Source organism: Sphingobacterium sp. BIGb0165 (assembly GCF_024810095.1).
GTDB classification, from domain to species: Bacteria; Bacteroidota; Bacteroidia; order Sphingobacteriales; family Sphingobacteriaceae; genus Sphingobacterium; species Sphingobacterium detergens.
In genome coordinates this window covers 264,552-276,744 of record NZ_JANUEB010000005.1, presented here as the reverse complement: position 1 = coordinate 276,744, position 12,193 = coordinate 264,552, and the positions used below count along the sequence as shown (strand labels likewise).

General features: G+C 41.8%; 8 protein-coding genes. 1 reads left to right on the top strand and 7 read right to left on the bottom strand.

Annotated elements, in window-relative coordinates:
- Positions 1-31: 31 nt before the first annotated feature.
- From M2408_RS13150 to M2408_RS13140, 3 genes are all read right to left on the bottom strand, one after another.
- Positions 32-1,978, bottom strand: coding sequence for a right-handed parallel beta-helix repeat-containing protein (locus tag M2408_RS13150; RefSeq protein ID WP_259182488.1), 1,947 nt, complete (start codon positions 1,976-1,978; stop codon positions 32-34).
- Between the two features lie 62 nt (positions 1,979-2,040).
- Complete coding sequence (locus M2408_RS13145) at positions 2,041-4,320, bottom strand: hypothetical protein (RefSeq protein ID WP_259182485.1); 2,280 nt, start codon at positions 4,318-4,320, stop codon at positions 2,041-2,043.
- A gap of 41 nt (positions 4,321-4,361) precedes the next feature.
- Positions 4,362-6,614 carry a hypothetical protein gene (locus tag M2408_RS13140; protein WP_259182484.1) on the bottom strand — a complete coding sequence of 751 codons (2,253 nt, stop codon included), beginning with the start codon at positions 6,612-6,614 and terminating at the stop codon, positions 4,362-4,364.
- Positions 6,615-7,143: 529 nt separating this feature from the next.
- On the opposite strand from M2408_RS13140, the gene M2408_RS13135 reads away from it, so the two are divergent.
- Positions 7,144-8,025: an AraC family transcriptional regulator gene (locus tag M2408_RS13135; protein WP_120258574.1), complete on the top strand. Its 882-nt coding sequence runs from the start codon at positions 7,144-7,146 to the stop codon at positions 8,023-8,025.
- Here M2408_RS13135 and M2408_RS13130 read toward each other — a convergent pair.
- The 4 genes from M2408_RS13130 to M2408_RS13115 form a co-directional block, all read right to left on the bottom strand.
- Complete coding sequence (locus M2408_RS13130) at positions 8,012-8,443, bottom strand: L-rhamnose mutarotase (protein WP_147420365.1); 432 nt, start codon at positions 8,441-8,443, stop codon at positions 8,012-8,014. The two genes, M2408_RS13135 and M2408_RS13130, sit on opposite strands and share 14 nt — an antisense overlap.
- A gap of 79 nt (positions 8,444-8,522) precedes the next feature.
- Positions 8,523-10,082 (bottom strand): sodium:solute symporter family transporter, encoded by a 1,560-nt coding sequence (locus M2408_RS13125; RefSeq protein WP_259182480.1) that lies wholly within the window; start codon positions 10,080-10,082, stop codon positions 8,523-8,525.
- 20 nt (positions 10,083-10,102) lie between these two features.
- Positions 10,103-11,275, bottom strand: coding sequence for an enolase C-terminal domain-like protein (locus M2408_RS13120; RefSeq protein WP_259182478.1), 1,173 nt, complete (start codon positions 11,273-11,275; stop codon positions 10,103-10,105).
- On the bottom strand, positions 11,272-12,168 hold the full coding sequence (locus tag M2408_RS13115) for an aldo/keto reductase (RefSeq protein WP_259182476.1): 897 nt from the start codon (positions 12,166-12,168) through the stop codon (positions 11,272-11,274). The genes M2408_RS13120 and M2408_RS13115 overlap by 4 nt, the downstream gene beginning before the upstream one ends.
- Positions 12,169-12,193: the final 25 nt, after the last annotated feature.

Below are 12,193 nucleotides of genomic sequence, written 5' to 3'. Positions count from 1 at the left end.
TTATCATAACACTTGATTGGGAAATTATCGATTAATGTAGTAACTTTTTGGATTCAGACCATATCAATTGGGGTTTATCCCTTTTACTGATAGATTCAAAAGGCCCCGGAAATGGGTTAGACGACTTTCTTTTTTCACCAAAATAGTCGCGATCAATCTGAAGTGCTGATCCATCATGATTCTCGAAAGGCAATTGCGAAATTACCGTTGGCAACAATGATTTAGAAGTCACCAGGTTCCTTTTTTGTTTTGACCATTTTTCGGAGAATGGGAATGCCAGATAAACTTCACCATCTTTTTCCATTAGCTCGACGTCAGCTACCTCTTTCATATCAATTAATGCGTCCTTTTCCACTACGGCGTGCATTACATAGGATTTCATTTGCTGTTGGGCATCGGCATGAATTTCGCCCATTCGTTCATTGACCTTATTGGTCGCAACCCCGATACTGCCCTTTAAATAAATATTTCCATCTAACAATACAGGAAGGTAGGCTTTGTTATAATCGCTAATATCTGCTCCTTTTGCAAAAATATTATTGATGAACTGTACGTCGCCACCGGGATTATCTTTTAACGCGACAAGTCCTGTTGAATGCGGTTTAAGATAGGGTGTCAATCGGCTATCGTAGGCTATTACTTCGATTTTTCCAGCAAAAAGATTATGTACAAATGCTGCTCCTTGCGCATTCATTGATAGATTTTTTGTAGAGAGCATGACGTTATTGGCCAATATAGCAGGTCCATGCGTCACCTCCAAAAATACATCAAGATCATTGTGGTCAAATAAGTTGTTCGTGATCTGTGCTCCCTGAGCCATCCAATCTAACCAAATCCCCATATTTGTCCGGAAAATGCGATTATTTCTGATACTCACATCTACGGCTCCGTGAAATTTTATTCCGGCCATTTCCGCCCCGGTAAACAGGCGTTCGATATGGATATCATGGATGGTATTGTCTTCGACTGTACTAAATGCACAGCCCATACTCCCGACAATACCAGCCTGCTCACAATAGGCAATCTTATTATTGCCTACATAATGGCTACCGATACTATCCTTGTTCCACCCGAAAGCTAGCGCTCTTTTTATTGTGCCGACATAGCCTTCGGCAGACTCCGTATCTTTATTATCGTAGTCATCGCCATATTTTCCCAATGCAATTCCAACACATTTAGAGTACTGTATAGTATTGTTTACGATGCGCCAGCCTTTGCTCCAATGTGTACCCAAAAGCCCCTCCTGCTCGGCTGTTGGCGGAGCCCAGTTGGTAGCAGCTTGTTCCAGTACAAAACCGTCCACGGTAATGAAATTGACAAAAGGTTGGTCGGGGTAGAAAACCCGACGGCGTACATTAATCTCTACTTTTCGCTGATTAGGGTCGGCATGTGGAAATCGAGCCCATATTGATGTCTTCTCCCGATCTACCGAAGCCCACCATCCCCCCTTGGGAGAATGATCTTTCAAGAGCTGTTCTTTGGAAGTGGCTTCCATCAACCAATGTCCATTGAGATAGACTGCTCCTCGATGATATTTACGTTCTTTGGGTGTGGGCCAAAACCAGTCCCCCCGAATCTCCTCCTGATAGGGATTGAAAGCACCAAAGAATGAATTAGGTAATTCCAATTGCCAGATATCGTCTTGTAAAAATTTCCAGCCTTTCACTTCTTCTGAGCCCTTGATGACGACCTTTTCGCCCTTCGCCGCACGGTAGATAATCCGTTTTGTCTCCGAAAGCCCACCTCTTGGCGGAACAATATGCTCTCGGTAAACTCCTTCATGGACCGTGATGATATCACCGGGCATAGCGAGCTTCGCCGCCGCCATAATGGTTCGGAGTGGCTTTTCCCGTGTACCAGCCTGTCCATCTTTACCCCCGATAGCAACATGATATTCCTTAGATTTCGAGTCCGTTTGAGCGACCAAAGAACCGATACTGAAGAGGAAACTACATACAATCAAAAACTTTACTTTCATTCGCATCATTTAAATTTTAGTAAAAGCCTGGATTCCGCTTAAACAGAACACAGGCTTTCTTTTTAATAACCTTCAGCACGAGTCAATTTTGACAGGAGTTTTTTACCTGATCCATCTTTATTCAGGCGATAAAGATTCCAATGATCTTTATCCAATTCCTCCAGCCTAAAGCTTTGGCTTGGATCCACCAGATTTTTTTTCACCCATCTCGGAAAGGCATTTGCAGCACGTGCATTTTCCCAAGTACGGATTGTCTTGAAGATAGCATCCTTCTGCAGACAACTTTCCACCTGTTGCTGATTCAATTTCAGACTATAAGTCGAGCCAGTCCCCACAGACATCGCCTGGATATGTTCATACTCTTCGACAGTGGATTTTTCTGTAATTGGGAAATTTCCACCCATACCTGCCGGAAAGAAATTGGCATAGCAAACGTCACGTAAATCTTTTCCCTGACTTGTCGCGCTCCCCCATTCCCGCGTCTGCGCATCGTACAGGTTCTTTCCTCCACCAACATTCCATATACTCTGGTAATGCCAAGATCCCTCTGATAAAGTAGCACCAGTAAAGCGAATATCCGCCAGGCCATGTTGTTTCGCCCTTTCAAACATTTTGCGGAAAAAACGTTTTGCGGAATAATAGCCATGACCATTGTTAAATAGAAATTCCTGACCGTCAAAATCATAATAGCCCAGACCGTTGATCGCACATACATCGGCGTAATATTCCGCTATTTTATCCTGTAACTGTATATTCGGGATCAGGCCATCATAACCATAGTTAATTGTTACCTGCAATTTATACAAGGTATCGTTCGCTTGATGTGCCGTTGCTTTGGAATCCCAATAACCACGTTTTACATTCAATAGTCTATATGGTTTGGTGTCGCTTACACCCAAATAATGGATAAGTTCTTTTCCGATTTTAATCATATTCAAACTTTTGACATGCCCTTCCCAACTTCCGATCTCCTCCAAATGCGTAGGGTCGTCTACATAGATTAAGGTATCGGTAGCACTGATACCTTTTGCTAGAAGTCTTTTTTGCTGATACCAGATACTGTCACTTGGAACGGGGCTCGCATCTTTTGTTCCTGGAGCCAGGGCATTTGTAATCGGTGTACGACCGATCACAATATTATGTTTAGCGGCTAATACAGCATATTCCTTATGAGAAAGCGCATTCCCCTTCGAGAATTTCAACGGTTTATGTTCAAAGTTTTTACCATCAATGTACCCCTCATTACCACGGTCTGGACGTAGAAATCCTTGGTCGTACAAACTGATTGCCTTAAATCCCAACCGATCTGTATAATTGATCATATTATCGTAATAGCCGCCTTCGGTCAATATATCTGGCACATAGGCCGCTGGATCTTTCACCCACTTGCCATTTACTGTAGGGTACGGTAGACCTTCTTTACGCACAATATCTTGTACCACATCCATCAAAGCAGTACTATCCGGACTACCCCAAAAAGCGACCGTGGACCCGATAAAGTCGACTCCGGGAATAGGCTGTACCTGCAAATGATTCGGCTTGTTGGAAGGCATATTAGGAATCAGCGAATAGTAGACTTCGCGTGGACTCCTACGATCACGGGATTGGTAAGAAATTGAAATTCGTCCATTCTTATCGACCTCGGCCGCATTTCCATACATAATTCGATAATAGGGTTCCTTATGTGCATAAAAGGCAACATCACTGATACCGTTCCCCCCTAAAGTAAACACTTGTCCTTCGTGTAAATTATTTGGCAAGGGAAAGCGTGAAGCATCCGGTGAATGGATAATATACTGAAACGGAGCCGCATCACCCTGAATATCTGCCGTCCCGCCCAAAGTATTATCATTTAAGGCCAGCATACCGATGGCATAATTAACAGATTCACTTGTATCCCTACTTACACCGATAATCTCCCCCAATAAATTGGTAATGTTTGTATGGTAAGAACCCCATTGAATCGCCTCAATTTCCTCCGAATTTGTCAACGAGAGTAATTTCATCTTGAAATATTTCGCCTGGGGTAATATGCTGATCCGTGCTGTAGAACCGTTCGGATAGCGTAAAGTCATAATCTTATCACTAGCAGAATAACTGGCTTGTTCCGGATAGTTGTATAGTCTTTTCTTGGCATTATAAATCACCATTAAGGGCGAAGGTTTGTCTGCTGGACTAAACTCACGGTTCGGTTTCTTTGTCATGTTCTGCATGCTCGTGATATAGCCCTTCTGGTCTATCACAATCTTAAAATAATCTGTTTTTAATGTTGTCTGACTATAGCCTGCAGCCGATAGTGCCATCAACCCGAGACATAGTAATTTAGTTTTCAAAAATTTCATTAGCTTTATTTTTAAACATCTTGTATCTGTACTGCCCCTCCTTATATCGTTATCTGAACCGTGTCCCCAGCTTTAATTTTAATTTTTTTACCCCAGTCCAAAAAAGCGTTTTCTCCCAAAGGTTTAGTTGCTTGGACGGCATCTTCTGCCAGCAGCGAGACATTCGCGTCATAGCTTGTTGGATTATACAATGTCATAGCTAAACCCTGACTTGTTTTCTTGATCGCTTTCACGATAATATGATCAAAGGCATAAGCAGTCCCTTTGTCCTTGCGAACGTAAAGTCCCGGTATCTCCAAGGCCATTAACGCGCCATTGGTTTCATTCCATCCTGTTTTTCCGCCATCGCCACGCGATCCTCGACTATCTGCATCACAATACGTCAGGCGTTCGGTAATCTTTCCATTTGGTTGGATACCTTCAGCGTGAGCATGAATAACATCGCGGATCAGGTCAGCATATAAGCTTATTCCCGTTTCCCGAAAAAGTTTAAATAGCACATCACCGGACTGTGTACAAAAGCCTGGAGCACCATGCTTATTTTGCGTGCTGGCCCATACAGCTCCTGTTAGGTTAGCTCCCAATTTAGCGAGAGCTGTATTTTCGGGTAGCTGATAGGGAAAAGATACCGTCCATGAAGCGGTGTAATTTGCTAGATCTTTTGCCTGTTCCAGATACATCCGATTTCCGGTCTGTTCAAAAAGTGTCATCAACGAAGTAGTCAAAGCGATTGCAGTTTCGGAGTCCGCATTTTGAAGTATATCGCCACAGGCCCCCGAAGTAAAACCAACCAGTGCAAAATCATCGTAATATTTTTTTGCAGCCTCTTTTGCTATCAGCAGATAATTGTCGTTTTTAAAATAAGAGGCCGCCAATGTGAGTCCCGCGACAGCCATCGCTCCCCCTGTTGTATTATAAGCTGCAACTTTACCAGATTCAACGGCCAAATAATTACCCCAAGTTCCTTCCTCATGCCAAGTTTTCACAAATGCATCCGCAAGTTGCCGGGTTGAGTGTTCCCACTCTTTGACAATCAAAGAAGATTTACCCTGTTTTTTCAATAACATAAACTGCTTCACCATCCAGTACAGGACATCGGCATTTTTACGCGTCAATCCGATACCTGGATTTAGTTTGGCGCCATCCCGATAAATAACCTGGCCATCTGCACCAAGCACATCATAGTAATAACCGCTGGCGCCACGCCCCTGAGGAAGTGCAAAATTGAATGTGCTGTTCACTCGTCCAAAATGTACACTATCGCCCAGTGCAAGCATAGGATAGGTATTGATCAATCCACCAACCCAGCCATAGGACATCCAATCTGCATTTTCAGGACAGTAAAATCCCACCTTATCTTTTGAATAATAACGTTCATCAATATTTTTTGCCATGCGGGACAGGACTTCACTCATCGGCATTAAATTACGGGGAGATGCTTCCCTGAGGTGTAGTTTCCGCTCCTTCATAAAACGATCGTAGAGGCTAGCGACATTCTCGGCCTGAAATTCTATCCTAGTGACCCGAATCTCAAGTTCATCACCTGGGGCTACAGTTATCCCACGATCGGGGCTATCGCTAAAACCGATAAACTCGGGTTTACGTGATCTTACTCCAGGAGCACTGACAACAAAACTAGCCACGCTCCGATCTGAGCTTTCTTCAACAATTAATGCATGGTCTTTCACCTCACTTTTCCATGTGATACCTTGATCTGTAAAAAGAAAAACTCCTCTTTTTTGCTTGCGGTCCAGGTAGGCCATCAGTGGCGTGGTAGTATTACTTATATTGACCTCCAATTGGGAGCGTGCGCCAAATTCAGGGGAAAGCTGGGGAATCGGATTGGATGTTAGTGCCAAATCCTTTCGATAATAATCCGTTATGTCTAGCCCTGTCGCATATTCGCGGTTAACAATACGTTGTCTATTACCATTATAGACGACAGCAGGGATCATAACAAAATTATCGCTAGACCAATCATATGCATCAAAAGCTACGGCTACCCCCACATCTTTCATGGCCTTTTTCGCCTTAAAAATAAATCGGTAACTTACCGCATTGCCCCCTATCTTTTTCAAAATCTCCTGCTTAACATCCCAGTTGTCGGAATGTATGCCTATAACAGAACTTTGCTTTAATTTTGCACCCTCATAATGGCAGTCCAATAAACGGAATACCACTTTTTTATCCTGCTGTTTGGGTAACCAGTCCTGAGAGAAACTATTGAATGTATTTACACAGAGCAACAGGCTTCCCACTATTTTTTTTAGTAGTATATTGTATTTGCTTCTCATCTATTAGATTTATTATTCTGCTCAATAGTCGTTGGATAACATAAGTAGTTGGGTCGTAATAATAGCCCAACTTCCACACAGGTCAAAAGGTACTCTAAATTATACCGCGACTTTTTCATTTTTATATCATACAGTGTATGCAAAATTACTTCCGGATCTTTCCATAGATCTGCTCTATCACTTGATTCACAAAATTGCTAAACTCATGAAATTCACATCGAGATCATCATTCTATTTCAATTTTACTCCCTGTACGCTGAATTTATACTTTCCGGGGCCATAAACAAGCGTATTCTATTGAACTGGTTATTTGTATCATTTATATAGCTCAGGTTATCTGTAAATTTCGCGATTATATAAAAACCGAACCACCAATAAATTGCTCTTTTATTATGTTATTTTGCATAGGAGATTTGATACATGTGCATCTTAAATGCTATAAATTAACAAAAATTTTCTCTACCTTTAACTAAATTATGCAACCGGTTGCTATAATGCAAGGATTTTTAAACGATTTAAAGCTTTTATTATGATGCAGCATATTTATGAAAACTTTACATTTCCACCTGATCAATCATTTACCGTCCGTAGTGAAGAACTCGAAATCAAAAAATACACTTCGTTAAAGTCGCACTTGAATTTTGAAATTGCACTCTTGGAAAATTGTATCGGAAAACGATTTATCGGCGACCATATCGAAGACTTCGAAGGAGATGAACTGGTACTATTAGGCAGCTATCTACCACATTGTTGGCAATATCATAATACTGTTGAGACAGACAAACCAGCAAGTGCGACCATCATACATTTCTATCCTGATTTTCTGGGAAAAGATTTATTGACTAAGCCAGAGGCTATCCTCCTCAACCAGTTGTTTATCAATGCTGCAAAAGGAGTTATATTTTCCGGCCCTATCGTCAGACAGGCCAAAGAAATCCTCAAAGAGATGTTGCACGCAACAGGACTATCCCGTGTTGTATTGATGTTACAACTTCTAGACAAATTAGCCTTATCTAGATCGTATAAAACTTTATCTTCTCCTTCTTTTAATATCATTGAAAATTCCAGTGATGCGAATCGGATCAATCGAGTTTTTGACTATATATTCCAGCATTTTAGGGAAGATATCACTTTACAGGATGTGGCTTCTGTTGTCCCTATGTCTTCTTCGGCCTTTTGTCGTTTTTTTAAAATGCAGACCAATCGAACTTTAGTAGATTTTATAAAAGAAATACGCATTGGTCATGCCGCTAAATTATTGATGGAGGGAAGATATAATATTACAGAGACCTGCTATAAAAGCGGTTACAATAATATTTCAAACTTCAACAAACACTTTAAGGATGTCAAAGGTAGTTCACCCCGTGAGTTCTTAAAGCAATACCGTACGCCGGAAGCTATTTGTTTTTAAATTCGTAAAAAAGATCTGTTTCTACCCATGTCTGTTTTTCGCTGGTTCCACGGACCCCATGCTGATAAGTATTCATGAGGAGGTTCCATTCAGCACATTTTGGGCTGTAGGATTCGGCTATCTTACCCATCTTTGCCAGATCGGCACCCGAAGGTACACGAATTGTCATAACAATCAGTTTATCGAAACGATAAAGTGCAATCCGCTGGTAACCTGCTTTTTTAAACCCAGCTTCCACTTCAGGCCAAACCTGCTTGTGATAAGTCAAGTATTCCTTTAATTTCTTGGCATCGTCTACAATATTGACAACAAAGACATGCTCATCATAGTCAGTCAATGGAGATTTTGAGACCTCCCCTTTACACATTACAAATAACACAGCGGTGCATAGTCCTAATAGTCGAATAAGAATTTTCATTTCCAATTTGTTTATTCCATCAGTTAAATGGTCGATATGTTGAAACCAGATTAGATCGGATACCAATTCACGAATAATGTCAATTAAAATAAATATAAATCATGATCATAACAATTGCTAGACCAGCCCAACTCAGCCAGACAGATTTAGACTGCCCTCTTGTCTCTCCTGCGTGTTGTTCAAACAAAGTTGGTATTTCCAGATTATCTTTGGATTTGGTCAAGAGTGACACCGCAACAATAACAAGGCTCAATGCGACAAAAATATAAAAAGAAAGCATTAAAAAATGCGGCCAGTAGCCCTGATAGGGATAATTTAGGACATGACAGACACCCAGTACTAAGCAGGCAAGGCCGCCACCATAGAGTACAACTTCGGCAGCAACACCATTGACACCACGCCAGATAACTCCCCAAAGAAAAACTACAGCCAGTGGCGGAGCTAGAATGGACACCAAACCTTGTGTCAGATCAAAAAATCCCTTTCCGGAATAGGAAAATAACATCGCTATTCCAATCCCTGCCAATGCGACCAGTACTGTTACCCACTTCCCCATACGTCTTTGCTGATTACTGTTCAACACTTTAAATTGCTGAACCACATCTAATGTAAATACCGTACAGAACGAATTTAAGCTGGAGGATACCGTATCCACCAATGAAGCGATGAGTGCTGCAATACTCAAACCCAATAGACCGTGGGGCATCAATTGCTTGATCATGGTAATATAGGCATTGTCTGGAGCAGTATCCCTAAATAGCACGAAGCACATAATACCCGGCATAATAAATATAATTGGCATAATAATCTTAAGTGCGCCGATAAATAAGGCACCATATTGTCCCTCCTTGAGGTCTTTTGCTGCAAGCACTTTTTGCACGATCGTCTGATCTGCACACCAATAATAGATGGCCACCACAGGATATCCCAATACAATACCTATCCATGAATACTCGGGATTAGATGCCGGAAGAAATAATTTCCAATAAGATTCTGGAGTTTGACTGACCAATGCTTCAAGAGAACCAATCTTTTGAAAGCCAAGGAAGGTTAAAATAACAGAGGATATGATAATGATCACAGACTGAAAAACTCCGGTACGAACGACAGCCTTCAATCCGCCTATTGCGGTAAAACTTGTAGCTACTACAGCGATGATTACGATGGCTGTAAATAGCTGGCAACCGAAAACACCAGAGATGAGCAGTCCCCCAGCATACAAAGCACTACCCAACCATACCACCAATATGGACATCAAACTGTATACAATCAGGAAATTATAAGATCTTTTGCCAAAACGAATTAATAGAAACTGTGGGATCGTACTTATTTTGGCTTTCAGGTAGTAAGGTAAGAAAATCATCGCCAGCAACATCAGAAAAAACCAGGCGAGCAGCTCGAAATTACTGGCTACGATACCATGGGAAAATCCGATACTCGCAAATCCGATCAACATCATTGGCCCTGCATTGGCGCCAAAGATAGAGAAACCGATCTGCCACCACTTCAGCGACCGTCCACCCAAAAATATATCTTGTTGACTTTTCTCCTTTTTACTGAAGCGAAAACCGATATAAAACAGAGCTATTGCATATAATACTAAAACCAGATAATCAATACTATTAAATGTTAGGCTCATTAGATTCTATTTTTATGGTGCTACATGCTAACTAGTGGATTATATCCTGGTACGTCCTGCTTTAACCAGACCTGCTCCCGTACGATTTTATTTTCCTTAAAACAATAATCCCAATCAATCCTTACAGGCAATCCTGCTGATTCTGGTAAATGAAAATGCCCCTTTTCCAATGTCGGTCGAATCATAAAATACTTTTCCAAACCATACATCAGGGAATACAAATATTCGATCGTACTGTCTTCGCTTGCTGTTGTCATTAAAAAGCTCGAATATAAGGAATACCCGCCAGAAGAGAGCTGCAAATTACGCTTCGCACATAAGTCCCGAACTTCCATCCATTCTCTTATGCCACCAAACTGGGTTGGTACCGGTTGTAAATGCTTGACACCACAATTAGCCAACATGGGAAAAATCTTGGAAGTACGCTCAGATTCACCATAGGCCACAGCTACCGATGTGCGCTTGCAGAGCTCTTCAATCTGATCGTATGCCGCAGAATGTAAAGGTTCCTCAAGCCAACATAATTCATCTTCACCAATGGCATCTATAAATCTAAATACATCTGCTGAAGACCAGATCTGATTAACATCCACAGCCACTTGCATCTGATCCCCCGCCAATTTACGCACATGTTTTACCCGATCAATATCGGCGGCCATATTCGTTCCAAAATCCTTACCGATCTTCATTTTATAGCAATCTACTCCAGCATCCAAAAATAAGGCAACCTCATTTTCTAACTCCTGCAATGTATAATTGGTTCCCCCTCCACTGCCGTAGATCTTTACCCGATTTCTTTCCCCACCGATATAACGATACAGGGGTACACCTTGCCTGCTGGCCGCCAAATCATGAAGGGCCATGTCGACCTGTCCCAATAAAGCAGAGGCTGCACCTTTAAATCCTTCATTTCGGATAGACCAATACAACTTTGGGAAAAACTCCTGGTAGGACATGCCTTCACAATGAAATAATATCGGAAATAGGCAGGTTTCTAATATATTGTTATAACTGTTATATACAGGAGCTTCACCAACATAACCATCAGCATCCTCAATACGGATGATCGACAGGCCGAAACTCGGGAAAGGTCCCATTGTTGCATCTTGAAAAGGAGTTATCGTCGCGACTGGTTCTAAGACTCGAATACTGATTTTTTGGATATTAAAAATCTCCTGTTCTATTCTATTCATTTATTCTCGTTAAACGTTTGAAGTATTTCATTATAAATCGCGACCGGCAGAGCACCGTAGCTAATCGCATTAAGGGAACTATTTAGTTGATATTGATTTGCAGCTCCTATTACAATTTTAAAAGATGCGGGTATTGTGTATAAAAATCGTAATGCCATTACATCCAACAGCATACCATACCGTTCCGCAATGGCGTGCACCCGTCTTGCCTGTTCCACCGCTTTGGAACCAAGCCAGTCGGGTATTGACTGAGAGAATTGCCTAAAATTACATCCCAACAATCCCATATTCAGCGGGCTCGCAGCATAGTACTCTTTTTGAGCTTGCACACATATCGGAATAGTGCTATGAGTTGCATCTAGATTACAGGCATTCAACCTATTATACTCCATTAAAACATCAAATTGCCCCTCTACGAAAAATGGCCTGAAACATTCCGGCAGGTTACCACCTAGGCCGATCTGCTTCGCTAGGCCCTGTTCTTTAAACCGTAACATCTGACGTACGACCCCTTCGGCCATTTCTGGTGCTACAACAGCAGGTTCATGTAAAAAAAGTACATCAACCTGTGGTACTCCGAGTCTAGCTAGACTATCCTCTAGACTCCTTTCCATCCCCCTTTTCGAATAGTCATAACGAGCCTCAGTAGCAGTATCCCCTTTTAATCGGCCTACTTTGGTACTAATTGCAGGCTTCACTCCTGCCCATTGTTTTAAGGCTATGCCAACAAAATGTTCTGCGCGCCCATAGGCCGGGGCTGTATCCAATGCCATAATTCCATGGGACAAAGCGTCAAATATGGTTTGAACAGACTCTTCCTCGTCCACAGCTCCCCAGGCACCACCCAATCCAGCTGTCCCCAATATTACCCTATCTATTCCTTGATTGTACATGTTATTTAATCAAAAATCCAGTATC

Coding starts and splice junctions, on each gene's coding strand:
- M2408_RS13125 (WP_259182480.1), bottom strand. CDS start 10,082: ATGAGCCTAACATTTAATAGTATTGATTATCTGGTTTTAGTATTATAT.
- M2408_RS13130 (WP_147420365.1), bottom strand. CDS start 8,443: ATGAAAATTCTTATTCGACTATTAGGACTATGCACCGCTGTGTTATTT.
- M2408_RS13120 (WP_259182478.1), bottom strand. CDS start 11,275: ATGAATAGAATAGAACAGGAGATTTTTAATATCCAAAAAATCAGTATT.
- M2408_RS13150 (WP_259182488.1), bottom strand. CDS start 1,978: ATGAAAGTAAAGTTTTTGATTGTATGTAGTTTCCTCTTCAGTATCGGT.
- M2408_RS13140 (WP_259182484.1), bottom strand. CDS start 6,614: ATGAGAAGCAAATACAATATACTACTAAAAAAAATAGTGGGAAGCCTG.
- M2408_RS13145 (WP_259182485.1), bottom strand. CDS start 4,320: ATGAAATTTTTGAAAACTAAATTACTATGTCTCGGGTTGATGGCACTA.
- M2408_RS13135 (WP_120258574.1), top strand. CDS start 7,144: ATGATGCAGCATATTTATGAAAACTTTACATTTCCACCTGATCAATCA.
- M2408_RS13115 (WP_259182476.1), bottom strand. CDS start 12,168: ATGTACAATCAAGGAATAGATAGGGTAATATTGGGGACAGCTGGATTG.